The following is a 23440-nucleotide window of genomic DNA, read 5'->3' as shown; positions in this document are numbered from 1 at the left end:
GCCCATATCATAGTGATGGGCTCCCCCGAACCATCGGCGGACGACATCAACTCGGAGTTCGAAGCCCTCGAAACGGCGACAGCCGGACAGCCACTGTTCAGAGGGACGCATCACTACGAGCACGCGACAGTCGAGCGCACGTACTATACGCAGGGATCGGTTCTCAACGTCGAAACCGCATACATCGACGCGGGAGCGGAGGTAACGACTGTCACGGAGAGCTGGCTGCTCGCGGACGGTCACCTCCGACACACGGGCGAACCGCTGGCACGGTTCTGTCGCACACACCACTTCGAGGATCCCGCCACCGACATCCGGTTCTGTCTCGAAGGGGAACGGACGGCGCACGACTCGCCGGACGTGGACGTTCAATCCACGTTTCAACCCGCCCGGACAGTGACCGTCGAGGACGGCGCGGCGCTCCGGTATGAGGGGTCCCATGCCGCGGGCGATGCGCGGGTCGAACGAGCGTTTTTCGTCAGTGACGGCAATGACTGTATCCGCGTGCGGACGACGTACTTTTGGGCTGAGGAGCGGCTGGGCAGCCTCGAACAGAAGCGGGAGTTACTCGAGGGCGACGAGTTCGTCGCCGTGACCGGCGAACCTGTCGAGGCCTTCTGTCGCCGGACGCATCTGCTCGATCCGGAAGCCGACGTTCGCTACTGTGCGCGTCTGGGCACCGGCGACGCGGGGCTACCGGCGGACACCAGCCACTAGCGGGACACGCGCGGCGCTACTCGAAAACGGGGTCGCGTTACTCGCCCCAGTCTTCTTCCAGTTCCGGGGCGGTCTCCAGTTCGACGGGGTCGACCGCGACGACCTCCAGCTCCGCACCACAGGTCGAGCAGTCGACGATTTCACCGATCTCGACGTCGTCGTGCAGTGTCACGTCGCCACCGCATTCAGGACAGGTTGCCATAGCATGCGAAACGTGGACGCGGTCCCCTATCAAACGGTCGAAATCCGCTCGGCGGACAGGCTTTTGTAGCCGGCCTATCGCTATCGTGATATGGCACTCCCACTCGATCTACTGCTCGCGGTGGTCGGACTCGTGCTGGCGACGACTGGCGTGTTCATCTACCGAAAGGCGCTGTACGGCTTCGGCGGACTTGCCGGGGCGGCGGGCGGCTTGCTCGCCGGGACCGGCGTCTCAGCTGAGCCAGTCGTGCTCGCTGGGGCCGCTCTCGTCGGATCGGTCGTCGGAGTCTGGCTCGTGACGGCCGGGTATCGGACGGCGATCCTCGCGGCCGGCGGGGCAAGCGGACTGGCGGTCGGACTGTACGCTGTCGGGGGATCGATCACCGAACCCATGACGCTGGTCGATCCGGTGGTTGCCGCCGGCGTCCTGATCGGTGCGATCGCGGGGTGGTTCCTCCGGAAAGTGATCGTCCTCGTCGTCTCGGCGGCCTGGGGGGCGGCGCTGGTCTCGATCGCACTCGCGCCCCCGATCGACGACGTCACGAGCGTCACCGAGGTCGTCGATGCGTTTGTCTCCCCGTGGTTGTACGGCGTCTTCGTCGTCGGTATCGCCGTCCAGGTCGGACTGTACGGCTATTTGCACTACTACAAGGACGACGATGGTGGGGCGGAATCCGGCCTCGCCGGACAGTTGCGGTAAGGTAATCCACATCCGCAGGCTTCCGCGCTGCTCTCGGCATGAACTGCCATCGACTCGGAAAGCAGTTCACGAAGCTATTTCGCGCTGTCGGGTGTATTATCGCGCATGGCGGAGAGCATCGCACGAGCCAGCGGTCCGAAACGGGTTCTGCACATGGGCATGATGGGCTACATCATCGGACTGGGTGTGGCACTGTTGCTGTTGCCGCTCCTGCCGATCTTCATCGCACTCAAACTCATCGACAGCGTGGGCCGCTCGCGATCCCCGAAGTAACAGCGGTGGCCGGACGTTTATATAGAGATCCGACCCACGCCGGGTCGTGAACGAGACGATACCAGGTCAGGGGGGACGATAGTGGCCCACCGCGCGCTGGTCGCCTACGAGCGACCGGACGGCCGATACGACGTGCACACGTCGCGACTCGGCGGACTCGACTGCCGCCTCGCCCGGACGATCTCGCCCACCGACCCATACGCCGGTGGCGATGTCGACCCGGAACCGAACGTCGTCGCGCGGCCGTTCGAGCACGTGCTCACGATGGTCGATCTCGCCCGACACGAGGCGATCTACCGTGTCGGGACCGACTACCGGGTGAGGACGTACCTGCCCCTGTGGTTCGGACTCGACCACTACGTCGGCCCGGACGCGCCGGCGGACCGTGGGCTGATCGTCGCCGTCGATGGTCCGGACGAGGCGGCTCGACTCCGGACGTGGTTCCAGTCGGCGAAAGGCGTGCTCGCGGACGGCATCTCGGACGGAGCGCTCGGTGTGGCCGATGCCGACAGGATACTCACGGAGGCGGTTCGAACACGCGTGGACGGCGAGATCCATCGACCGGACGGAACGGACGGGTATTAGTGGCCGGATCGAATACGGGCTGACGTGCCATCCAACGTTCGCGCCCGGACCGATCCCGCAATCGAGACGGCACGGTCGGTCGTCGAGACGGGTCTCGACAGCGGTGCCGTCGTGACGATCTTCGGCGAATGTACGGTCGAGTACGACGGTCGGGCCGCGAGCACGCTCGGCCCCGGCGATCGTCACGTCATGTGCAAGCCGGACGGGACCGTCCTCGTTCACACCGACGAGGGTCACCAGCCGGTCAACTGGCAACCGCCGGGATGCACCCACGAAGTGTCGATCACTGACGACGCGCTCGTGCTCGACAGTCAGCGGGACAACCCCGACGAACGGCTCGTAGTAACGTTCGACGCCGTCGAGCACGTCGCGGCGTTCGACGTGACCGATCCCGAGGAACTGTCGCTGTCCGGCACCGAAGAGGACCTCCGCCAGCGGATCCTGGCGGAGCCGTCGCTGATCGAGCCCGGATTCACCCCACTGGCGACCGAGCGAGAAACCCCTGCCGGTGCCGTCGACATTTACGGCGAAGACGGGGACGGACGAGCCGTCGTCCTGGAGCTCAAGCGCCGTCGCGTCGGTCCGGACGCCGTCGGCCAACTGGCGCGCTACGTCGAGGCGCTGCAGCGCGATCTCCACGCCGAGACCGGCGTCCGTGGCATACTCGTCGCGCCGTCGGTCACCGACCGTGCCCGGTCGCTGCTGGCCGAGCGTGAACTGGAGTTCGTGGCGCTGGAACCGTGACGGGCCGCTCTTCGGCCCCCTTCACAGTCGACCGGCCCCGACGAGATGTTCCATGCGGGCCGCTATCGTCGCCACGGTCTTCGAGACGGTTCCCAGCTCCGACGGCCGGACGTGCGTGAACGGAATCTCGTAACTGACGTGGCGGCCGTCGATCCGCAGTCGTCCGGGGACCGAGATATCCAGCAGCGCCGACTGGACCTCGGCGTCGAACACCGATGCGAGGTTCGATCCGGCGTCGACCTCGAAGACGAACCGTTCGTCGAGCGCGTCGGTCCCGGTTCGGATACCGCGTTCGGTTCCGCCGCTCCCGACATAGGTGAGCGTCACGTCGATCGGCTCGGTGACGCCACCGGCCGTCGCTTCGATGCGGATACCCCGTTGGCGGACGAGCCCGCGCCCGACCGACTCGGCAGTGATCACGCTGCCCTTCAGCGACCGCTGGAGGGGCGGTCGCCGATCGCCCTCGTGCTGCGGTTCGAACGGCGTCTCATCGATCAACCGTCGCCAGGCGCGTCGCTCGCGTCGTCGAACGACTAGCACGCCCGCCAGCCACACGCCCGCGAGCGCGGCGATCGCGGTCGGTCGATCCGCGTACGTGGCGAGTGTCCTCTCGAACTCCGTCAGCGCGACCCAGCCCCCGCCAGCGAGCAGTAGCGTCCACACGAGCAGGCGGTGGCGCTCGCCGAAGTACCGCCGCAAACGTGTCATTCTCAGTAACTTCGGCACGTGTCATTAAAAGTGTCAGCCTCGAAACGCCGCGACCGGTCACTCCTCGATCTCGGATTGCAACTCCGAGAGTAGTTGCAACGCCTCCAGTGGTGTCGTTTCGGCGATCGACACCTCGCGCAGACGATCGCGGATCGCGCCGGACCCGGCCACTGTCTCGTCGTCCGCGCTCGCCAGTTCGCCATCGTGGCCCGGCGCGGTCGGTCCGTGGCCGTTCGTCCGTGTCGGCGTGCGGCCGTCGTCCGCCGGGGCGGTCGTCTCGCTACCTTCGAGCAAGTCGGCGGCTCGCTGGACGACCGTTTCGGGCACGCCCGCGACGTCGGCGACCTCGACGCCGTAGGACGCCTTTGCCGCACCCGGGGCGATCTCGTGCTCGAAGACGACCCTGTCCTCGCGGCTGGTCCTGAAGTGCCGATTGAACACACCCGGCAGTTCGTCGGCGACGTCTGTGAGTTCGTGGTGGTGGGTCGCAAAGAGCGTCGTCGCGCCGAGTTCGTCGTGAACGAACTCCGTCACTGCGCGGGCGATCGCCAGCCCGTCGGTCGTCGAGGTGCCGCGCCCGACCTCGTCGAGCAAGACCAGCGAGTCCTCGGTCGCGTGGTCGAGAATCTCGGCGAGTTCGGACATCTCGATCATAAACGTCGATCGTCCGCCGGCGATGTCGTCGCTGGCCCCGACGCGCGTGAAGATCCGATCGACGATACCCAATTGCGCGCGCTCGGCGGGCACGAAGCTCCCGGCCTGGGCGAGTAGCGCGGTCAGCGCGACCTGGCGCATGTAGGTGGACTTGCCGCTCATGTTCGGCCCGGTGACGATCATCACGCGATGCTCGCGGTCGAGACTGGCCCCGTTCGGGACGAACGCGTCCTCCGTCCGCTCGACGACGGGATGGCGGCCGGCCTCGATCTCGATACCCGCCTCGACGATTTCCGGGCGGGTATAGTCGAACTCCGCGGCGACGGTCCCAAAGGAGACGAGCACGTCGAGTTGCGCTAGCGCGTCCGCCAGGTCCTGGATGCGTTCGGACTCAGCGGCAACGGTCTCGCGTACGTCGACGAACAGTTCGTACTCGCGGTCGTCGGCCCGCTGTTCGGCGCTGATGATCTCCTCTTCGCGCTCTTTGAGTTCGGGCGTGTAGTAGCGCTCGCTGTTTTTCAGCGTCTGGCGGCGCTGGTAGTCTTCGGGCACCTGATCGAGATTGGCGTCGGTCACCTCGATGTAGTAGCCGTGGACGGAATTGTGCCCGACCTTCAGCGAGTCGATACCGGTCCGTTCGCGCTCCTGTTGCTCCAGGTCCTCGACCCAGGCCTTGCCGGTGCGCTCGGTCTCGCGCAACTCGTCGAGCGTCCCGTCGTAGCCGGGTGCGATGACGCCACCCTCTGTGAGTTCCGGCGGTGGATCGTCGGCGATCGCCTCCGCGATGAGCGATCTGACCTCGGGTACGTCGTCCAGGCGGTCGTGAATCGCCTGGAGCTTCGCGCTGTCGCTGTCGGCGATCGTCTCGCGTATCTCGGGGACAACGTCCAGCGTCGAACCGAGCGAGTCGAGATCGCGGGCGTTCGCCCGCCCACGGGAGACGCGCGAGATCAGCCGTTCAAGGTCGTACACCTCCCGCAGGCGCCCGTGGAGCCGCTCACGGGTCCGGACCGCGCCGACGAGTTCGTCGACCGCCTCGTGGCGCGCCTCGATCCGATCGCGGTCGATCAATGGCCGGCGCAGCCAGTCGGTCAGCTCCCGACGCCCCATCGCACACGCGGTCTCGTCGATCGCTTCGACCAGCGTCAGCCCATCCGAACTCCGGACGGAACGGCGGTTGAACACCTCGAGACTCTCCAGCGCGACGGCGTCGAGCACCATGTACTCGCGCGGATCGTATCGCGTGAGGTGATTGAGGTACTCCAGCCGACCGTCCTCGCCGATGCCAGTCCCGCCGCGGGTGTACTCGGCGTACGCGAGCAATGCCCCACAGGCGCGGACTTCCGCGTCGCTTGCGAGTAACCGCTCCGGCGGGCCGAAATACTCTCCGACCCGCTCGCGTGCCTGCTCGGCGCTGAAGGAACGTTCGTCGTAGGGTGTGACCATACACTCGAAGGGGTCGGTCGGCGCGGCCGGCCCGACGATCGCCTCCGAGGGGGCGAAACGACCGAGTTCGTCCTCGATCGTCGCGAGCGAATCGCTGCCGGTCGCGTAGGCGTCGCCGGTCGAGACGTCCAGGACTGCCAGCCCGTAGCGGTCGTCCTCGCGGGCCAGCGCGGCGACGTAGTTGTTCGCGGCCCCGCCCAGCAGTTCGTCCTCGGTGAGCGTGCCCGGCGTGATGATGCGGGTGACTGCCCGGTCGACGACCCCGCTCGCTTCCTCGGGATCCTCGACCTGATCGGCGATGGCGACCCGATAGCCGGCATCGAGCAGCGTTTCGATGTAACTCTCGGCGTTGTCGATGGGGATGCCGGCCATCGCGTACTCGCCGGTGGAGTCCTCACGCTTCGTGAGCGTGATCTCACAGAGGCGGGCGACGCGCTCGGCCGCCTCGCAGAAGGCCTCATAGAAGTCACCGACCTGAAAGAGCACGAGTGCATCGTCGTACTGGCGGGTCAACTCGAAGTACTGGGCCATCATCGGCGTCAGCTCGTCGGCCCGTTCGGTCATCTTTTCGGGTGCCCCGAGTGCCCCGTCCATGCCGAAAGCGCAGGCGCTCGCGGCCCATAGGCTTCTCGAAACCGACCGGAGCGATCACCGTCACTTCGGTTGAGGTCGTTGGCATCTGGTGGCCGCGTTTGCGGTCACTGGTTTTCGATGACCTCGCTGGCGATGTTGCGCCCGCGCGGTTGCAGCGAAACCTCCCGCCGCGCTCGCACTTCCTGCAGCAGCCCTTTCTCGACGAGCACGTCGTAGATCTCCTCGACCTTCTCGACCTCCATCCCGACGAAATCGGGGATCTTGAACGGCGAGACGCCAGAATACAGTGCCATCAACACCTCGTGTTCGGCCTGGCTGATGTCCGCTTCGGGTTCGTGTTCCTGACCGACTAATCCGGCGAGAATCGTCACGATCCGACCGGGCCCGGTGACGTGCGTCTGGACGACGGTATCGTCGACGAGATGTTCGATCTCCGCGACGCGGCGCTGGGCGTCGTTGACGGTCTGTTCGGTTATCTCGACCGTCCCGACATCGCTGCGATCGATCTCTACGAACTGGCCCGAGGCGATCGCCAGGTCGACCGTTCCATCGCCGATCTTGAGCCGGGACTTCTGCCAGCCGGCGTCCTGAACGACGCCGCCCTTGACCGCCGGGTGCTTGACGTAGACGACCTGCTGGTCGAGTACGGCGCCGTACACCTTCTCCTCGAAGGATTCCTGGTCCTGTGGAGCAATCAGGTAGACGTCCGAGGCGATCTGTATCGAGAGGTAACTCGACACCTGCGCGATCGCCTCGTTGACGTCTCCGCGGCTCTTGATGCTGGAAACCTTCCCGAGGGGGATCGTCTGTTTGTCCTCGTTAGTCAGAATGAGCAGGCGTTTGTTCGACAACAGCAGGCGACACGACTGCCACTCGACGTCGCTGGCCTTGCGGCCGTCCGAGACGACCTGCATGAACCTGCCCTGCACGTCCGCGAGTTTCTGTTCGCCCTCGGCCATCGTCTCTCGGTACCGCTACGTTGGCCGGCCGCGCTAATAACGGTTGGTCTCACGGTGCCGGTCGACATCGGGGAATGGCGCTCGATGCGGTCACAGCACGTCCCCGGCCTGTCCGCCGAGCTTCGACAGTGCCGAAAACGCCCGCTTGCGGATCTGCTCGTCCTCGGTCTCGTCGATGATCGACTCCAAGGCGTCCCGCGAGCGCTGTCCGCCGACTTTGCCCAGCGTGAAAATCGCCTGTGCACGCACGTCGCTGCTGCGGTCGTCGTCTTCGACGACATCGAGAAGTTCGTCTTCGACGGTCTCGCCGTCGAACTCAGCCAGACTCGTCGCCGCGAACTGGCCGGTCATCTGATCGTCGTCGTCGAGACAGTCGATCAGCGCCTCGATGACGCGCTCGTGGTCGCCGTCGGTGACTCGGCCGAGCAGCCAGGCCGTGTTGCGCCGCTGTGCGGTCTGGGTACTCTCCTCGAGTATCTCGACCAGCGGGACGACGACCGTCGCGTCCTCGGTGGCGCTGAGTTCGTCGACGATCGATTCCCTGATCTCGTGGCTGCGCTGGCGGGGGACGTTCGAGAGCAACTCGATCAGCGAGTAGACCGCCGTCCGCCGCACGACCGCCGACCCGTCGTCGAGTGCTTCGACCAGGTGTTCGACCGGGCGGCCGTTGTCGAAGTTGCCGAACGCGCCGATCGCGACCCGCCGGACGCGCTCGTCCGGGTCGTCGTACAGCTCCAGCAGCGCCTGCAGCGCCTGCCGGTTGGCGATCTGTCCCAGCGCGTCGGCCGCCTCCCGCCGGACCGCCGGACTCCGATCGTCGAGGAGCGCTTCGAGTGCGTCGGTCGCACGCGGGTCGCCGATCGTACCCGTCGCCCGGGCGGCCCGTGCGCGAACCCGGTAGTCCTCGTCATCGAACGCCTCGATCAGTTGCCCGAGCGTGTCGCTCTCGCCGAACTGCCCGAGACCGTTGGCGGCGGCCATACGCAGTTCGGGAATGTTGCTGTCCAGCGCCCGGGTAAAGGCCTTCGCCTTCACCCAGTCAGCCCCCTCGTCGAAGTCGATCCCGGCCATGCTGGCGATCAACTGCTCGATGGCGTCACCGCCCAGCTCTTCAAGCGAGTCGACGGCGGCCGCTGTCACGCTGTCGGCGTCGTCGGTTTCGGCGGCCTCGATCAGCGCGTTCACGACGTCGCGACGGTCGTCGTGATCGTCGAACCCGCCGAGCATATCGGCCGCACGCTCCCGGATCTCGGGGTTGTCGCTCTCCCGGAGCAGGCGAATGAGTTCCTGTGCGTCGCCGTCGCGTTCGAGCTGGTAGAGGGACATTTCAGCGCTTCCGGTAGATGCGGTGTTGTTTGTCCGCCGCCTCGAAGGTGTCGCGCATCTCCGTGGGGATCGTTTCGGTCATACCGATCATCAGGTGGCCGCCATCGCGCAGTGATCCTTCGATCGTCTCGAATATCGGTACCTTGTAGGCGGAATCGATGTAGATCAGCAGGTTCCGACACAGGATCAGATCGAAAGTCCCCTTCGGGTCGCCGCGGATGAGATCGTGTTGCTCGAAGCTAACCATGTCCTTGACGCCGTCGCGCACCGCGAAGGCGTTGCCGTCCCGGTCGACGTACGGTTCGATCTCCGAGAGCGGCTCGAGTTCGTCGGCGATATCGGTCGTCTTCGAGGTCTCGTAGACACCTGCCCGGGCCGTCCGGAGAATCTCGTGGTTGATGTCGGTCCCGAGAATGTCGATCCGGTCCGCGTCGATCTCGGGGTCATCGAGTGCGAGCATCGCGACCGAGTACGGTTCGCGTCCGTCGGCACTCGGTGCGCTCCAGACGTCCACCTGACGGTTCTGTCCCGTCAGATCCCGCAATACCGACCGTAGCCCGTCCCAGGCATCGGGATTGCGGAAGAAGCCGGTGACGTTGATCGACAGCGAATCGAGCAGTTCCTCGCGTTCGCCGTCGTCGCGTTCGAGCAACCGCCGGTAGGCCCGGTAGCTGTCCGTGTCAGTCCGGCGCATCCGCGCGGTGATCCGCCGGTCCATGTAGGCGTCGTTGTAGAAGCCGGACTCGAAGTCCAGGTGCTCGCCGATGTATTCGAGTAACTGCTCGAACCCCTGTTGTGATCCGGATCGGCGCGTCATCGTCGCCACCTCGACAGGATTCGGACCATCTTACAGCGTCACCACGTCGAGGATGTGGACGATGTTTCCGTCGCCCAGGACTGCTGTCCCGGAGAGGCCGGGCGTCCCCGACAGGATCCCCTCCAGGGGCTTGACGACGACCTCCTCCTGACTTTCGACGGAATCACAGTGCAGGGCGACCCGGCGCTCGGACTCGCGGATCCGGACGAGCATCCCGTCGCCGTTTTTCGTCTCTCCGGGTACGTCGAAGGTCTCCGCGAGATTGACGACCGGATAGATGTCGTCGTTGTGCTTGATGACCTCGGTGCCGTTGATCGTTTTGGCCTCGGTCGCCCGGGTGATCTCGTCGACGTTCTTGATCGGGATGCCGTACTGTTCGTCGCCGACCTGGACGAACAGGACCTTCACGATCGCCATCGTCACCGGCAGACGCAACGAGACGGTCGTCCCCTCACCAGGCGTGGACTCGACGTTGACGCTCCCGTCGAGTTTCGTGACCGTGTCGTGGACGACGTCCATCCCGACGCCACGACCGCTTGTGTCAGTGACTTCGTCGGCGGTCGAAAAGCCGGGATGGAAGACCAGATCATAGAGGTCCGAATCGGTCATCGCCTCGATCTCTTCCGGGGAGCGAACCCCCTGATCGAGCGCCTGCTGCTTGATCGCCTCGACGTCGAGTCCGGCCCCGTCGTCGGCGACCTCGATGATTACGTGATCGCGCTCGCGCGAGGCCGACAGCGTGACCTCGCCCGTCCGAGGCTTGCCGACCTGTTCGCGCTCTTCCGGCGGCTCGATCCCGTGATCGACGGCGTTGCGCAGGATGTGCATCAGCGGGTCGGAGATCTCTGTGAGGATCGTTCGGTCGAGTTCGATCTCCTCGCCCTCGATGGTGAAATCGATCTCCTTTCCCAGGTCCCGAGAGAGGTCTCTGACCAGTCGCGGGAACTTCCCGACGACCTTCTTCAGCGGGATCAACCGCATGTCCATGACCGTGTTCTGGAGGTTCGCGGTGATCTTGTCGAGTTCGTTGAGATTCTCCGAGGCCGAGTCGAGCTGTTCCTGCTCGACGGCCCGCCGGAGTTTGATCCGGCTCGTCACCAGCTGTTCGACCAGTCCGTGCAGTTCGTCGAGCTGATCGACGTCGACCCGCACCGACTTGATCTCCTCGACCGAACCGGCGCCGTCGCCGTCGTCGACGCTTTCCGTCGTCCCTGTGGACGCGGCGGCCGGAGCTGACTCCCCAGCAGTATTAGAGCCAGCGTCGTCACCCGCTACGTTATCGTCCGTTCCGTCGCCCACCGGGACTGAACTCGCCTCGATGGCGTCGGTCACGTCGGTCACTGTCGCGTCGTCGATTTTCCCCGTCGCGGAGAGCGCCGCTTCGACCGCGGACTGTTGGGCTCCAGTGAGGAAGACGCCGAACGCGTCCTCGAAGTCACCGCTTTCGATCGCATCGCGATCCGGATCGGTCGCGACGATGTCCAGCTCCGCTTCGATTGACTCCAGTGCCAGCATCGCGTCGACGCCGAGCATCTGCGAATCGCCGACCGATACGGACGCGTGATAGACCGGTCCGTCGACGGCCGAAACCGCGACGCCGTCGACGAGCTCGGCTGGATCGGTGCCCTGCTCGTCCGCTGTCTCCTCCCTCGTTGTGGCTCTACCACCCTCCCCGTCCATGATCCCGCGGATGTCGGCGACGATGGCGTCGGTGTCGGCCGTCGATCCGCCGGTCTCGTCGATTTCGTGGACGATCGTTTCGATCCGATCGACGCCGGCGAAGATCAGATCCATGATCTCCGGAGTCACTTCCAGGTGATCGTCCCGCATCTCATCGAGGAGGTCCTCGATGGCGTGAGCGAGATCGGATGCGTCGTCGAAGCCCATCGCGCCGAAATTACCCTTCAGGGTGTGGGCCGTCCGAAAGATCGAATCCATCGCCTCGGTGTTCTCCGGGTCCGATTCGAGTTCGAGCAGCGAGTTGTTCAGTTCCGTGATCGCTTCCTCGCTTTCGCGGATGAACGCGTCGAGATACTGATCGTCCATGTTAGTAGGCCTCCTGTGGTACCGCATCGAGAATCGCAGCCGGGATCGACTCGACCGACGTGACCGTGTCGACACAGCCGGTTTCGATCGCCCTCTTTGGCATGCCAAACACCGCCGAACTGGCCTCGTCCTGGGCGATTGTCCGACCCCCTCGCTCTTTGAGGGCCCGGATTCCGTCGGCGCCGTCCTCGCCCATGCCGGTGAGGATGACGCCGATGAGCGCGTCGTCGATCGCTTCCGCGGCCGTCCGCATCGTCACGTCGACGGACGGGCGGACGCTGTTGACTGGCGGATCGTCGGTCAGCGACACGCGGAGCCGTCCGTGGCTGTAGTTGGCGACCTCCATGTGCCGGTCACCGGCGGCCACGAGCGCCTCGCCGCCCCCGATGCGGGCACCGTCACGTGCTTCCGAAACGTCGTATTCGCTTCGGGCGTCCAGCCGCTCGGCGAACCGGCCGGTGAAACCGCCGGGCATGTGCTGGACGACCAATATCCGAAGCGAGGCCGAAAGCGGCAGCGACGACATGACCTCCTCGACGACGGTCGGGCCGCCAGTCGAAGAGCCGATCACGAGCGTCGGCTGACCGCCGTAACTCTCGGTAGCGACGTCAGCCGCGGCGTTCGTGTTCGTGGCATCGGCTTCCGTCCTCGGCTCGGCCTCCGCAACGGTTAGCACGATATCGACCAGCTGGTCTTTCAGCCGGGACATCTCCATCGAGACCTCGCCGCCGGGCTTGGTGAAGAAATCCACCGCGCCCTTCTGGAGCGCCTCGAACGTGACGTCTGCGTCCTCGTCGGTGTGTGCGCTCAGCATGAGGATCGGCGTCGGATGCTGAGCCATGATCCGCTCGACGGCCTCGATCCCGTCCATCTCCGGCATCTCGACGTCCATCGTGACCACGTCGGGCTCGTGTTCACGTACGGCTTTGACGGCCTCGCGGCCGTTTTTCGCCTGTGCGACGACGTCGATTCCGCCCTCCGAGAGGATGTCGGAGATGACACTCCGCATGAAGTGGGAGTCGTCGGCGACGACAGCCCGCGTCGATGATCGTGGCATAGGTCAGTTACCTGTGAGGTATGTGGACACGACGTAAATCTCACCCGGTCGTCCGTCCACGTTGCCCTCGTCTATCCGGAGCGCCAAAATAAAGACACCGCCCTGGTAATCAATCTTGATAGCACAGGAGACACGTTTAAGGGATTCTGCCGGGAGATTCAGGTATCGACTGCCGGAACCGAGCCGTTCGTACCTAACAAGACCATGTCAGACGCAACGAATCAGGTCCTCGAATTCCAGCTCGGGGACGAGACATACTGTGTGAGTATCGATTACGTGACGGAAATCGTCGACGTCGGTGAGTTGACTACAGTTCCGAACGCGCCGCCCCACGTCGAGGGAGTCATGGATCTACGGGGTCGAACGACGTCGATCGTCAACCCGAAAGTCGTCTTCGATATCGACGGCGGTGCACCGTCCCGGATCATCGTCTTCGATCCGGAGGTCGCCGACGACGAACAGGGCGCCGTCGGCTGGCTGGTCGACGAAGTCGACCAGGTGAGTCAGGTCGACCCTGCAAACGTCGACCAGTCGCCGACGACCGAAGGCGCCAACTCCGTCCGCGGGGTCGTCAAACGCGACGACGGATTCGTCATCTGGGTCAACCCGGACGCGATACAGATGTCCTGAGTATCTCACTTGTCCTGGGAATCTCAGTTGCCGGGTCAGGGTGTAACTCGACATGAACAAGACTTTTTTGCTTTGCCATCGGAATCACATCCAACCGAGCGTCGCGTGACGCAGGGAGAGCAATGATCGAACTCACTGAAACTGGCATCGACGGCCTGGACGCGATTCTCAACGGAGGCATCGTGAAAGACTCGACGACGCTCGTCAGCGGAAATCCCGGTGCCGGAAAGAGCATTCTGGGACTACAGTACATCTACAACGGCGTCGATATGTTCGACGAGAAAGGGATCTATCTCTCTTTCGAGGAGAACCAGCAGGACCTTCGGGAAGCCGCCGAGGCGATCGGGCTCGAGCAGTGGTCGGAGTACGTCGAACGGGGCGACATCCTCGTCTACGATAAGAAGGAACTCCTGAGCAAGAACGACTTCTCGTCGTCGCTCGACATGTTGCTCGAGGACTTCACGGACAGCGACTACGAGCGACTCGTGTTGGATTCGCTCGCGATGTTCAACCTCTTCTTCGACGACGAGCGCGAACGGCGTACGTATCTGCTGAAGTTCTCGGACATCCTCAAGGAGAACGGATTGACGACGCTGATGACCAACGAACAGGGTGCCGCCATCCCGCAGTCCGACATCGGACTGGAGAACTACCTCACTGACGGAAACATCTACCTGTTGCAGACGCCGACCGATTCGGGCGTCAAACGCTACGTCTGGGTTTCGAAGATGCGAAAACAGAATATCGAGACCGACATCTTCCCGATGGAGATTACCGACAGTGGCATCACCGTACACGAGAACGCCAGCGAGTTCTCGATGATGAATCACGGTGACTCACCCATCCAGTAGTCGACGTCCTTGCGTCCGCTTTTAGCGCCGCTACGCCGAAAATATCACAGCTGAAAGCTACGGCTCCATCCTAATCGAGAGCTGTGGAAGACGGTACATTTATTGGTGGCTGAATTCAAGTGCTGATAACGATGGCTTCGGTGGATCTTCTCCGGACACTGGGGAACAAATACAGTGCGGAGATCCTCGACGCGGCGGACGAGCCACAATCTGCTCAGGACCTCAGCGACGAACTCGACATTCCGATCGCGACCTGTTATCGACGTATCGACGAACTGACCGAGCACGGGTTGCTCGAATTACACGATAGTGTGCTCTCCGACGATCGGCGACGGATCAAGGTCTACCGTCGAAACGTCGAGTCAGTTACTGTCGACTTCGATCAGTCGATGGCCATCTCCGTCGAAGAACGGTCGGAAGTGACGAACAAGCTTGACGAGGCCTGGCGCACGCTCTCCGAGGGGTAGTCGCGCGCTCGCGGGTACAGTTATCACCGACGATATTTTCGAGGGTGGATTTAATAGTAGATGTGAGAGAGGTACGTCTAGGATGATCGAGTTCCTCTATGCTGTCCTGACGCTCGTCTTCGTCGTGGCGGGCCTGACTATGGTTGGTATGGCGATGCGCGCGTACGTGCAGACATCACGGCGGGCGATGTTGCACCTCTCGCTGGGGTTCGCGCTTGCAGTCGCCGGCGCGGCTGCGACGATGATCAGTGCGTTCATGACCGACTTCGGTGCGTCCTCGACTACCAACCCCGAGTCGTTGTTACTGGTCAACAGCGCGTTGACCACGTTCGGATACCTGTTCGTGATCTACAGCCTCGTAAGTTACGAGGCATAATGTGGTCCAAACCAGACTAGTCTGGTATCGGCTGTTTTGGAGTTTGTGACTGTCATTTTCACCAGTGACAACATCTATTTGGACGTAACATCTCTATTTCAGACGTGATAATCGGGGGAGCAGGGTTAAGTTGGAATGCGTTTCAGTTTGGGGTAGAGCCTGACGACTCAGGCGTGACCCATCAATGTTTGACCGAACTGACGACAGACGAGACCGAGACCGCGGGCAGGTCGGGATCGGGACGCTCATCGTGTTCATCGCGATGGTCCTGGTCGCGGCGATTGCAGCGGGCGTACTGATTAACACGGCCGGATTCCTCCAGAGCAGTGCCGAAGAAAGCGGTGAACAAGCTTCTGAGCAGGTTACTAACCGCCTGGTCGAAGTGAATACAGTCGGCCATGTGAACAACGCGAATGACTCCGGTGCTGGTGCAGAGGACCTGATTGAGAACGGTACCATCGACTACGTCAATATGACGACTCGACTGGCGCCGGGATCCAGCGACGTGAACCTCAACGATACGACGATGCAGTGGGTCTCACCCGACGAGAGCAGCCAACTTGTTGCAAGAGATACGTCGACTTCCGGTGATTACCCAATATTCAACTGGACGACCGTCCGGGATAATGACGCGTCGGTCCAGAACGATGATACGCTTAACGACCCGGTTGATCGGGCAGAAATCACGATCAATCTCAACCAGACTCAGCTGAGCACGCTTGATGCCGGTCAATCGGCTGAACTGCAGATCTCAACGCGCTCGGGCGGGCAGACGACTATAACGCTGGTCGTGCCGGATTCGCTGTCGAACAAGAACACCGTCCAGCTGTAACGCCGACGCTTCTTTCTGTTTTCGCACAGTCGCCTGTACAGACACTTCACTTTCAAGATTCGTTGCTTGGACTATGTTCTGCTGAGAGCGTGTCCGTTACCTGAGCCGTCGAACGTCCGACGAGTTGTCGGGGGCTAATGGTTCCGCCCTTGTCGAGTGTTGCTCTGCGCTAATTTTGTGTAGCCGTTCTCTCGCCTGTTTTCATAGATGAGATCTATTCATATCCCTCGTATAGCCGTATTCAGACGTGATAACTAGGGGGTTAGGGTTAAGTTGGAATGCGTTTCAGTTTGGGTAGAGCCTGACAACTCAGGCGTGACCCACCAATGTTTGACCGAACTGACGACAGACGAGACCGAGACCGCGGGCAGGTCGGGATCGGGACGCTCATCGTGTTCATCGCGATGGTCCTGGTCGCCGCCATTGCCGCGGGCGTACTGATCAACACGGCCGGCTTCCTCCAGAGCAGTGCCGAACAGAGTGGTGAACAAGCCTCCGAGCAGGTTACTAACCGCCTGGTCGAAGTGAATACCGTCGGGAACGTGACGGACGGGCAGGTCGACTGGGTGAATATGACGACTCGACTTGCGCCGGGATCCAGCGACGTGAACCTTAACGACACGACGATGCAATGGGTCTCACCGGATGGGAGTAGCCAACTCGTTGCTAGAAAGACGTCAACTGATGATAACTACCCAATATTCAACTGGACGACCGTCCGGGATAATGACGCGTCGGTCCAGAACGATGATACGCTTAACGACCCGGTTGACCGAGCGGAAGTCACGGTCAATTTGTCACAGAACGAACTGAACACGCTTGATGCCGGTCAGTCGGCTGAACTGCAGATCTCAACGCGCTCGGGCGGGCAGACGACTATAACGCTGGTCGTGCCGGATTCGCTGTCGAACAAGAACACCGTCCAGCTGTAACGCGCAAATTTCGATTTTCCGTTTTATCATACCGGCGAGTGACATCACCGACGGAATTATACTCGCCCGCCATAGAGACACACGTATGGGATCCGGGGACGACCCGAACGACGACGACGGCCGCGTGCTCGCCCCCGAAGAGCTCGATATCTCGGAAGACGAACACGTCGCCGAGATCGACGACGGCCGATACGTCGTCTCCCCGAACGATCCGATCGACGACGAGCCGAACGTCGCCTCGAGTCAGCCTGCGCGCGAGCGCGCCGATACCGCGGCTGGCGCGGACAGCGAACCCGAGTCACGACCGAAGCAATCGAACAGCCCGGATCGTCCGCCCGCAACCGACAGTCAGCCGACGGACGTCTCCGAGCTGACCGAACGGGACGTCTCGCAGTGGCTGGAATCGAACTTCGAGGACGCCAATTCCCGGTATGGTTTTCACGTGACCGCGACGTTCGACGGCCGAGTGTTCCAGCGGCGGATGATGTCCAACGACGTGGTGACGATCTTCGAGAGTCTCATTCTCTGGTACGCCCAGCATATCGACAGCGAGACGCCGGTCGAGGAGATTCTCGGGATCCTGCTGACCGAGTCGAACGTGCCGATCACGTATCCGACCGAGAGTCTCTCGGAAGCGATCAAACGCGAGGGGCTCGAACCGGACGATACGATCGGAGAATTACTCGAACAGGTCGAAGACGGATTCCGGCTGTAACTACCGCCGTCGATCGGTATCAATGGCGATAATCCGGCGGAAGCATTTATTTGAACGATCGCAGTACGTACGGAGTGATTGATCATGCCTGAAGTGCTGATCGCCGATGACTCCGAGTTCATGCGCAACCTCCTGCGGGAGATCCTCGAAGAGGATCACCAGATCGTGGGTGAAGTCGAAAACGGCGTCGAAGCCGTCGAGACATACAAGGAGGAGAATCCGGATCTGGTCATGATGGATATCGTGATGCCGATCCGGGACGGTATCGAAGCGACCGACGAGATCAAGAATACCGACCCCAACGCGAACGTCATCATGTGTACGAGCGTCGGCCAGGAAGAGAAGATGAAAGAGGCGGTCAAGGCGGGGGCGGACGGGTATATCACGAAGCCGTTCCAGAAACCGAGCGTGATGGAAGCCATCGAGGACGTCGTTCCCTCATAAATGAAAGTCGACATTCAGTCGCTCGAAACGTTCAATCAGCTGGCTCGCGAGGGTGCCGAACAGGCGACAGCGTCGATGACCCAGATGACCGGGATCGAGGCCGACGTCGAAGTGACGAAGATGTCGCTCGTCGACCGCAAAGATCTCGGGGAAGAGCTCGGTGACAGAGCGTTCGTCGGTGTGCAATTCGATTACGAGGGCGAACTCGCGGGTGAAACCGTGCTGGTGTTCGGCCGGGCGTGCAGTGCGTCGCTGGTCGAGGCGCTGATCGGCAGTGCGGACGACGAGGCGATGGCCAAAAGCGGTGTCAAGGAGATCGGCAACATCATGATGAGTGGGTTCATCGACGGGTGGGCCGACTACCTCGAAACCTCGATCGATCACTCGCCGCCGACGTACATCGAGGGCAACGGACCTGCTGTGCTCCCGGACACGACCGGCAGTGACGATTCGGACCATGTCTTCGTGTTCAAAAGCCGGATCGAGTGGGTCGACGAGTCGGTCGAGTTCTACATTTATATGCTCCCGGAGTACGATCCGCTGACCTCGATCATGGCCGATCACGCTGACACCGGCGACGACGCGATCCCCGTCGACAAGCTCGAAGTGTTCAACGAGATGACCCGCAGCGGGACCGAAAAGGCCGCCGAGAACGTCACTATGATGACCGGTGTCGAAACCACGGCCGAGGTCTCGCAGATCAGTTTCGCACCCGTCACGGATGTCCCAAAGCAGGTGAGCAACGAGACGTACGTGGGAACGGTCGTCGAGTTCACGGGCCTCCCGAGCGGCTATCTGATGGTGCTGTTCGACGAAGTGTCGGCCAAGAACGTCGCCGAGGCGATGATGCCAATCGACGTCCAAGGCGACGAACTGACCGACCAACACAAGGCAGCCATCGAAGAGTTGGGGAACATCATGACGAGCGGGTTCGTCGACGGGTGGGCGAACGTGCTACAGACCTCGGTGGATCACACGCCGCCGCGGTTGGTCCACGATATGGGCCAGGCGATCATCGATCCGCTCGCGGCACAGGTCGGTCGCCAGCAGGAACATGCGTTTATCGTCGACTCGACGATGCGGACCGACGAGATCGAGTTCGAAGCGGAGATCCACGCGCTGCCGAACGAACAGGAGCTCCGGGAAGCACTAGACGAGCTGCTGGTCGACCGGGTCGACGAGACCGAGGCGGACCCCGAACAGATATTCCAAGGATGAAGGTCTACGACGGACAGACGAGTTCGGAGACCGAGAGTAAACCCGAACAGATCAAGGTCGGGATCGCCGAGTACGACGTGAGCAAGAACGGGGCCGTGTTGACGACGAGCGGTCTCGGGTCCTGCATCGGGGTTGCACTCCACGACGAGACTGTGCCCGTCTCCGGGCTGGTGCACGTGATGTTGCCGTCCGCCGACGACATGGAAGACGGAAATCGAGCGAAGTTCGCTGACACCGGCGTCGAGACGCTCATCGAGGCGCTCGAAGACGCAGGGGGGAACAGAAATAATATGGTCGCGAAAATCGCTGGCGGCAGTGACATGCTTGATTTCTCCGAGAGCGGGTCCGGTATCGGACAACGAAACGTCGAGCAAGTCAAAGAGACACTCAACGACTACGGGATTTCCGTCGTTGGCGAAGACGTCGGTGGGAACCACGGCCGCTCGATCAAACTCAAAGGCGCGAGTGGTGAATTGGTTGTCAAAAGTGCGAACAAGGGCAGCAGAACGCTGTAATTTTCGCGCTGATGGCTTAATCGAATCGACAAGAAAACGGAAACCACTTCGGCCGACGGATCGTCTCCAGATATAGACAGATCCGCTGTAAATCCCTCAGCACGACCGAAATATTGAGAATTGTACTCGTATCGTGTCTGGCATAATCTGTTTCACTCTGGTGTCTGACGATTGTTTCTGCCGAGCGCGCGTGTATACACCCGTCAATTATCAAATACGATACTCTAAACGGTACATTGAAGGGTATGAGAGCGGTTTCTCATACCAATGAGTGATTTCGCCACCGTCGCCGCACTATCGAGTCTGGTCGGGTCAGCGATGGCCGCAACCAGCGGTGTGTCCGGCATCGGTCAGGTGGCAATTCCGACGGATCCAGCCGTTTTGACGCTGTTTTCGGCGGGTGTCGTTGGCATGAGTATCAAGAACGTTTTCGACTCTATTCTCTCGGACGAGGACGAAGAGAACGCGGGCGAGCAGATGAGCGACGGAGCCGGTCTGATGGACGAGGAAGGCGGCGACGATCTGGGTGGCCTCGGTGGGTTCGAAGACGAGGGTGACGACGAGTTCGGCGACTTCGGGGACGACGAGTTCGGCGACATGGACGGCGGCGCCGATACGGACGAACTCGAGCATCGGCTCGACGAGCTCGAGACCGAGGTCGGGAGTCTCTCCTCGACGGTCAACACCGTGCGCAACGAGAACGAGCAGATCAGCGAGACCGTCGACGACGTCGAAGAGAACGTCCGGAAGTTGCTCGACATCTACGAGATGGTCACACGGGGCGTCAACCCCTTTGCCGACGACATCGAGGGTGGCGGCCTCAGCGGTGGCGGTGACGGCAACTCGTTCGGTCTCTTCGATAACGGCCAGGACGAGAGCGACGACGAGGACCTCGACGAGGACATCGCGAACGCGGACGCGGAAGGGTTCTTCGACGACGACCTGGTGGAAGACGACGACGAGAGCTTCGACGAGTCCGTCGACGACATGATGGGCGATGACGTCGATGATGGCGGCGATCCGTTCGAAGAGGAGTTCAACGACGACGCGTTCGACGACGACGGGCTCGACGATGATTTCGACGACGATGGGTTCGGCGACAGCGGCATGGACGAGGGCGGATTCGAGGCGGAGACGGACAGTGACGACGGCGGTGGCGGCGGCAAATCGTTCCAGGAGCTCAAAGACGAGTACGAGTCCGGCGACGCCGACTGGGCCGAAGACGAAGAAAAACCCGGTGAAACGAGTAGCACCGAGCAGGATTCGCATGACGATGCTGGCGATAGCATCGAGGACGACGCCGACGCGTTCGCTTCCGAGGCGTTCGAGACCGACGAGTCGGACAGCGACGTCGACGATCTCGACGACGAGTTGGCCGACGACGACCTCTTCGATACAGTCATCGAGGACGACGGTGACGACAGCGAATCGGCGACGGCTGCTGATGGCCAGTCAGCGTCCGAAACGGATGGCGAGGCCGCATCGACGTCCGAGGCTGACGGCGAACACGACTCGGACCCCGACGAAGTCGCCGACGCAGTAGATGACGAGGCGACATCCGGGACCTCGCCAGTCAGTGGATCTGAATCAGTGACGGACGAACCGAGCGAAGCCGAGGCGCAGCCGACTCCATCCACGGATACGCCATCGGAGTCCGAGGCGACGGCTACTGGCGAGGGCAAGCCGTACCTGGCGGCGATGCCGGAGGGGTTCGGATCGGAGCTGATCGTCATCGAGTGGCTCGAATATCTCGTCGAGGAGGTCGGAATCCGGTCGACTGCGGAGGCGATCGACTATTACGAGCGCATCGACTGGGTGAGTGAACCGGTCGCGGACGACCTCCAGGAGTACTTGCGCGGGTTCGACGAGCGCGGTGTCGACGCTGATCTGACGATCGACCATCACACACAGTCACTGAAGTACATCGGCCAGCTCAACGGCACCCCGGGGACGCAGATGGGGCTTTCCGGAGGTGGTTCCGATGGGCTTCAGCGTTAGTGGTTCGGCCGCGATCGTCTTCGTCGGGCTGTTTATCGCGTTCGGGACCTTCTACAGTGCCAGTACCAACACGATGGAGCAAGTGACTGACGCGCGGTCGGACTGGGGGGATCGGGACCTCGCCCAGCGGAACACGGACATCGAGATTACCGCTGCGACCTACAACAACACGACTGAACGTCTGGCCGTCGAGATCAACAACACCGGCGCAACGGCGCTGTCGGTCGACGAGACGGATCTGATCGCCGACAACGAGTATCTGTTCCCGGAACGCAGTGACGTGGATGGAGACGCCGGGACCGACGTCTGGGCGTCCGGCCAGCGACTCACCTACAACGTCAGTGTCGCGACCCAGCCCGACCGAGTCAAAGTGGCGACTGGAACCGGCGTGGCTGCGACAGAGGTGGTCACCCGTGGCTAGCGTCTCCGCCTCGCATCTGATCCTGTTCATCGCGAGCGTCCTCGTCGCTGCCAGCGTCGCCGGGACGATCACGACGACAGTCGGGCGTCTGAGCGACGGCATCTCTCAGCAAGGCGACGCGCTGAGTCAGGACGTTCAGACCGACATCGAGATCATAAGCGACAGCGGCGCACCGGTGTACGACCGGGACGGGAACGGGAACATTACGCTCCTGGTGAAAAACACCGGATCGAGATCGCTCGTCCCACAACCCTCTCAGATGGACGTCCTCGTCGACGGGCAGTTTCAGTCGGCAGTCGGGGTGACGGTCGTCGACGGGGCGAGTCCGGACAGCTGGCAGCCGGGTGACGTAGTGCGGGTCAACGTCAGCGTGCCGAATCTCGACACCGGCGACCATCGGGTCCAGGTGACTGTCAACGGTGACAAAGAGGTGTTCAGGTTCAACCTATGAGTATCGCAACGACTGATCTGTTCTCACTCGGACTCGACGAGCGAGACCGGCTGAACAAGGAGCTCGGTGGCGGCATCCCCCCGGGTAGTATCGTCCTCGTCGAGGGTGACTACGGGGCCGGCAAGTCCGCGATGAGCCAGCGGTTCACCTACGGGCTCTGTGAGGAGGGCCACCGCGTCACGATGCTCTCGACCGAACTCACCGTCGGGAGCTTTCTCGATCAGATGCACAGTCTCGATTACGACATGGTCGAGCACATGCTCGATGAGAACGTGCTGTTTTTGCACGCTGACATCGGGGACTCCAACACGTTTTCCGACGAGGACGACGGGGGCGACCGCATGGACCTCCTCAAGCGGTTGATGGACGCGGAAGTGATGTGGGACTCCGAAGTGATCATCATCGACACGTTCGACGCCATCTTGCGCAACGACCCCAAGTTCGAGGCGCTCGTCCGGAAAAACGAGGAACGACAGGCGGCTCTGGAGATCATCTCGTTTTTCCGTGATATCATCGCCGAGGGGAAAGTGATCGTACTCACGGTCGACCCCTCGACGCTCGACGAGGACGCTATCGGGCCGTTCCGGTCGATCGCCGACGTCTTCCTCGAGTTGGAGATGATCGAAGTCGGCAACGACGTCCGCCGACAGATCTCTGTCAAGCGGTTCGCCGGCATGGGCGAACAGGTCGGCGACACGATCGGCTACTCGGTCCGTTCGGGGACCGGCATCGTGATCGAATCACGGAGCGTGGCATGATGGAG

At 62.3% G+C, this 23440-nt stretch carries 27 protein-coding genes; 19 read left to right on the top strand and 8 right to left on the bottom strand.

Annotated features, from left to right (window positions below; genetic code table 11):
- Positions 1 to 15 precede the first annotated feature (15 nt).
- On the top strand, positions 16 to 717 hold the full coding sequence (locus HSEST_RS10930) for a hypothetical protein (protein ID WP_229120964.1): 702 nt from the start codon (positions 16 to 18) through the stop codon (positions 715 to 717).
- Positions 718 to 754: 37 nt separating this feature from the next.
- Here the strand turns inward: HSEST_RS10930 and lysW are convergent, their stop codons facing one another.
- On the bottom strand, positions 755 to 919 hold the full coding sequence (lysW, locus tag HSEST_RS10925; RefSeq protein ID WP_229120963.1) for a lysine biosynthesis protein LysW: 165 nt from the start codon (positions 917 to 919) through the stop codon (positions 755 to 757).
- A 90-nt stretch (positions 920 to 1009) separates the two neighbouring features.
- On the opposite strand from lysW, the gene HSEST_RS10920 reads away from it, so the two are divergent.
- The 4 genes from HSEST_RS10920 (at position 1010) to nucS (ending at position 3220) form a co-directional block, all read left to right on the top strand.
- Entirely contained in the window at positions 1010 to 1618 is a 609-nt protein-coding gene (locus tag HSEST_RS10920) for a hypothetical protein (RefSeq protein WP_229120962.1), read from the top strand.
- Positions 1619 to 1723: 105 nt separating this feature from the next.
- Complete coding sequence (locus HSEST_RS10915) at positions 1724 to 1891, top strand: hypothetical protein (RefSeq protein WP_229120961.1); 168 nt, start codon at positions 1724 to 1726, stop codon at positions 1889 to 1891.
- A gap of 81 nt (positions 1892 to 1972) precedes the next feature.
- The gene (locus tag HSEST_RS10910; protein WP_229120960.1) at positions 1973 to 2476 is read left to right on the top strand and encodes a DUF6735 family protein; all 504 of its coding nucleotides are present in this window, start codon (positions 1973 to 1975) and stop codon (positions 2474 to 2476) included.
- Positions 2477 to 2500: 24 nt separating this feature from the next.
- Positions 2501 to 3220: an endonuclease NucS gene (gene nucS, locus HSEST_RS10905; RefSeq protein WP_267491860.1), complete on the top strand. Its 720-nt coding sequence runs from the start codon at positions 2501 to 2503 to the stop codon at positions 3218 to 3220.
- A gap of 21 nt (positions 3221 to 3241) precedes the next feature.
- On the opposite strand, the gene HSEST_RS10900 is transcribed toward nucS, so the two are convergent.
- The 7 genes from HSEST_RS10900 to HSEST_RS10870 all read right to left on the bottom strand — a co-directional run bounded on the left by HSEST_RS10900 (position 3242) and on the right by HSEST_RS10870 (position 12827).
- The gene (locus HSEST_RS10900; protein WP_229120959.1) at positions 3242 to 3928 is read right to left on the bottom strand and encodes a hypothetical protein; all 687 of its coding nucleotides are present in this window, start codon (positions 3926 to 3928) and stop codon (positions 3242 to 3244) included.
- Positions 3929 to 3985: 57 nt separating this feature from the next.
- Complete coding sequence (mutS, locus tag HSEST_RS10895; RefSeq protein WP_229120958.1) at positions 3986 to 6622, bottom strand: DNA mismatch repair protein MutS; 2637 nt, start codon at positions 6620 to 6622, stop codon at positions 3986 to 3988.
- Positions 6623 to 6726: 104 nt separating this feature from the next.
- Positions 6727 to 7581, bottom strand: a complete 855-nt coding sequence (locus HSEST_RS10890; protein WP_229120957.1) for a CheF family chemotaxis protein — start codon at positions 7579 to 7581, stop codon at positions 6727 to 6729.
- A 90-nt stretch (positions 7582 to 7671) separates the two neighbouring features.
- Positions 7672 to 8907 (bottom strand): HEAT repeat domain-containing protein, encoded by a 1236-nt coding sequence (locus tag HSEST_RS10885; protein ID WP_229120956.1) that lies wholly within the window; start codon positions 8905 to 8907, stop codon positions 7672 to 7674.
- A gap of 1 nt (position 8908) precedes the next feature.
- Complete coding sequence (locus HSEST_RS10880) at positions 8909 to 9724, bottom strand: CheR family methyltransferase (protein ID WP_229120955.1); 816 nt, start codon at positions 9722 to 9724, stop codon at positions 8909 to 8911.
- 30 nt (positions 9725 to 9754) lie between these two features.
- Positions 9755 to 11770 (bottom strand): chemotaxis protein CheA, encoded by a 2016-nt coding sequence (gene cheA / locus HSEST_RS10875; RefSeq protein ID WP_229120954.1) that lies wholly within the window; start codon positions 11768 to 11770, stop codon positions 9755 to 9757.
- A gap of 1 nt (position 11771) precedes the next feature.
- Positions 11772 to 12827: a protein-glutamate methylesterase/protein-glutamine glutaminase gene (locus tag HSEST_RS10870; protein WP_229120953.1), complete on the bottom strand. Its 1056-nt coding sequence runs from the start codon at positions 12825 to 12827 to the stop codon at positions 11772 to 11774.
- 204 nt (positions 12828 to 13031) lie between these two features.
- On the opposite strand from HSEST_RS10870, the gene HSEST_RS10865 reads away from it, so the two are divergent.
- The 14 genes from HSEST_RS10865 to HSEST_RS10800 all read left to right on the top strand — a co-directional run bounded on the left by HSEST_RS10865 (position 13032) and on the right by HSEST_RS10800 (position 23435).
- Positions 13032 to 13457 (top strand): chemotaxis protein CheW, encoded by a 426-nt coding sequence (locus HSEST_RS10865; RefSeq protein WP_229120952.1) that lies wholly within the window; start codon positions 13032 to 13034, stop codon positions 13455 to 13457.
- Positions 13458 to 13579: 122 nt separating this feature from the next.
- Positions 13580 to 14308: an RAD55 family ATPase gene (locus HSEST_RS10860; RefSeq protein ID WP_229120951.1), complete on the top strand. Its 729-nt coding sequence runs from the start codon at positions 13580 to 13582 to the stop codon at positions 14306 to 14308.
- A gap of 131 nt (positions 14309 to 14439) precedes the next feature.
- A complete protein-coding gene (locus tag HSEST_RS10855; protein ID WP_229120950.1) occupies positions 14440 to 14775 on the top strand; it encodes a winged helix-turn-helix domain-containing protein in 336 nt (111 codons plus the stop codon).
- A gap of 82 nt (positions 14776 to 14857) precedes the next feature.
- Positions 14858 to 15151, top strand: coding sequence for a DUF7521 family protein (locus tag HSEST_RS10850; protein WP_229120949.1), 294 nt, complete (start codon positions 14858 to 14860; stop codon positions 15149 to 15151).
- A gap of 184 nt (positions 15152 to 15335) precedes the next feature.
- Complete coding sequence (locus tag HSEST_RS10845) at positions 15336 to 15983, top strand: archaellin/type IV pilin N-terminal domain-containing protein (protein WP_229120948.1); 648 nt, start codon at positions 15336 to 15338, stop codon at positions 15981 to 15983.
- A 326-nt stretch (positions 15984 to 16309) separates the two neighbouring features.
- The gene (locus tag HSEST_RS10840) at positions 16310 to 16915 is read left to right on the top strand and encodes an archaellin/type IV pilin N-terminal domain-containing protein (RefSeq protein ID WP_229120947.1); all 606 of its coding nucleotides are present in this window, start codon (positions 16310 to 16312) and stop codon (positions 16913 to 16915) included.
- A gap of 85 nt (positions 16916 to 17000) precedes the next feature.
- Entirely contained in the window at positions 17001 to 17630 is a 630-nt protein-coding gene (locus tag HSEST_RS10835; RefSeq protein WP_229120946.1) for a DUF7500 family protein, read from the top strand.
- Positions 17631 to 17714: 84 nt separating this feature from the next.
- A complete protein-coding gene (gene cheY, locus HSEST_RS10830; RefSeq protein ID WP_418886515.1) occupies positions 17715 to 18074 on the top strand; it encodes a chemotaxis protein CheY in 360 nt (119 codons plus the stop codon).
- Positions 18075 to 19292 (top strand): chemotaxis protein CheC, encoded by a 1218-nt coding sequence (locus HSEST_RS10825; protein ID WP_229120945.1) that lies wholly within the window; start codon positions 18075 to 18077, stop codon positions 19290 to 19292.
- On the top strand, positions 19289 to 19807 hold the full coding sequence (locus tag HSEST_RS10820; protein WP_229120944.1) for a chemotaxis protein CheD: 519 nt from the start codon (positions 19289 to 19291) through the stop codon (positions 19805 to 19807). The genes HSEST_RS10825 and HSEST_RS10820 overlap by 4 nt, the downstream gene beginning before the upstream one ends.
- Positions 19808 to 20074: 267 nt before the next feature.
- Positions 20075 to 21805 (top strand): FlaD/FlaE family flagellar protein, encoded by a 1731-nt coding sequence (locus tag HSEST_RS10815; RefSeq protein WP_229120943.1) that lies wholly within the window; start codon positions 20075 to 20077, stop codon positions 21803 to 21805.
- On the top strand, positions 21789 to 22226 hold the full coding sequence (locus tag HSEST_RS10810; protein ID WP_229120942.1) for a flagellin: 438 nt from the start codon (positions 21789 to 21791) through the stop codon (positions 22224 to 22226). The genes HSEST_RS10815 and HSEST_RS10810 overlap by 17 nt, the downstream gene beginning before the upstream one ends.
- Positions 22219 to 22677: a flagellar protein G gene (locus HSEST_RS10805; protein ID WP_229120941.1), complete on the top strand. Its 459-nt coding sequence runs from the start codon at positions 22219 to 22221 to the stop codon at positions 22675 to 22677. Before HSEST_RS10810 ends, HSEST_RS10805 begins: the two co-directional genes overlap by 8 nt.
- Entirely contained in the window at positions 22674 to 23435 is a 762-nt protein-coding gene (locus HSEST_RS10800) for an ATPase domain-containing protein (protein ID WP_229120940.1), read from the top strand. The genes HSEST_RS10805 and HSEST_RS10800 overlap by 4 nt, the downstream gene beginning before the upstream one ends.
- Positions 23436 to 23440: the final 5 nt, after the last annotated feature.

The sequence above is a fragment of the Halapricum desulfuricans genome, from assembly GCF_017094465.1.
Classification (GTDB): domain Archaea; phylum Halobacteriota; class Halobacteria; order Halobacteriales; family Haloarculaceae; genus Halapricum.
The sequence above is the reverse complement of the archived record's forward strand: the minus strand, read 5'-3'. Positions and strand labels throughout refer to the sequence as shown.

Bases quoted from the DNA above. Each gene is read 5' to 3' on its own strand.
- HSEST_RS10870 (WP_229120953.1), bottom strand. From the start codon at position 12,827: ATGCCACGATCATCGACGCGGGCTGTCGTCGCCGACGACTCCCACTTC.
- HSEST_RS10800 (WP_229120940.1), top strand. From the start codon at position 22,674: ATGAGTATCGCAACGACTGATCTGTTCTCACTCGGACTCGACGAGCGA.
- HSEST_RS10920 (WP_229120962.1), top strand. From the start codon at position 1,010: ATGGCACTCCCACTCGATCTACTGCTCGCGGTGGTCGGACTCGTGCTG.
- HSEST_RS10890 (WP_229120957.1), bottom strand. From the start codon at position 7,581: ATGGCCGAGGGCGAACAGAAACTCGCGGACGTGCAGGGCAGGTTCATG.
- HSEST_RS10880 (WP_229120955.1), bottom strand. From the start codon at position 9,724: ATGACGCGCCGATCCGGATCACAACAGGGGTTCGAGCAGTTACTCGAA.
- cheY (WP_418886515.1), top strand. From the start codon at position 17,715: ATGCCTGAAGTGCTGATCGCCGATGACTCCGAGTTCATGCGCAACCTC.
- HSEST_RS10860 (WP_229120951.1), top strand. From the start codon at position 13,580: ATGATCGAACTCACTGAAACTGGCATCGACGGCCTGGACGCGATTCTC.
- HSEST_RS10845 (WP_229120948.1), top strand. From the start codon at position 15,336: ATGTTTGACCGAACTGACGACAGACGAGACCGAGACCGCGGGCAGGTC.
- cheA (WP_229120954.1), bottom strand. From the start codon at position 11,770: ATGGACGATCAGTATCTCGACGCGTTCATCCGCGAAAGCGAGGAAGCG.
- HSEST_RS10820 (WP_229120944.1), top strand. From the start codon at position 19,289: ATGAAGGTCTACGACGGACAGACGAGTTCGGAGACCGAGAGTAAACCC.
- HSEST_RS10855 (WP_229120950.1), top strand. From the start codon at position 14,440: ATGGCTTCGGTGGATCTTCTCCGGACACTGGGGAACAAATACAGTGCG.
- HSEST_RS10825 (WP_229120945.1), top strand. From the start codon at position 18,075: ATGAAAGTCGACATTCAGTCGCTCGAAACGTTCAATCAGCTGGCTCGC.
- mutS (WP_229120958.1), bottom strand. From the start codon at position 6,622: ATGGACGGGGCACTCGGGGCACCCGAAAAGATGACCGAACGGGCCGAC.
- HSEST_RS10850 (WP_229120949.1), top strand. From the start codon at position 14,858: ATGATCGAGTTCCTCTATGCTGTCCTGACGCTCGTCTTCGTCGTGGCG.
- lysW (WP_229120963.1), bottom strand. From the start codon at position 919: ATGGCAACCTGTCCTGAATGCGGTGGCGACGTGACACTGCACGACGAC.
- HSEST_RS10885 (WP_229120956.1), bottom strand. From the start codon at position 8,907: ATGTCCCTCTACCAGCTCGAACGCGACGGCGACGCACAGGAACTCATT.
- HSEST_RS10930 (WP_229120964.1), top strand. From the start codon at position 16: ATGGGCTCCCCCGAACCATCGGCGGACGACATCAACTCGGAGTTCGAA.
- HSEST_RS10815 (WP_229120943.1), top strand. From the start codon at position 20,075: ATGAGTGATTTCGCCACCGTCGCCGCACTATCGAGTCTGGTCGGGTCA.
- HSEST_RS10915 (WP_229120961.1), top strand. From the start codon at position 1,724: ATGGCGGAGAGCATCGCACGAGCCAGCGGTCCGAAACGGGTTCTGCAC.
- HSEST_RS10835 (WP_229120946.1), top strand. From the start codon at position 17,001: ATGGGATCCGGGGACGACCCGAACGACGACGACGGCCGCGTGCTCGCC.
- HSEST_RS10900 (WP_229120959.1), bottom strand. From the start codon at position 3,928: ATGACACGTTTGCGGCGGTACTTCGGCGAGCGCCACCGCCTGCTCGTG.
- HSEST_RS10865 (WP_229120952.1), top strand. From the start codon at position 13,032: ATGTCAGACGCAACGAATCAGGTCCTCGAATTCCAGCTCGGGGACGAG.
- HSEST_RS10810 (WP_229120942.1), top strand. From the start codon at position 21,789: ATGGGCTTCAGCGTTAGTGGTTCGGCCGCGATCGTCTTCGTCGGGCTG.
- HSEST_RS10840 (WP_229120947.1), top strand. From the start codon at position 16,310: ATGTTTGACCGAACTGACGACAGACGAGACCGAGACCGCGGGCAGGTC.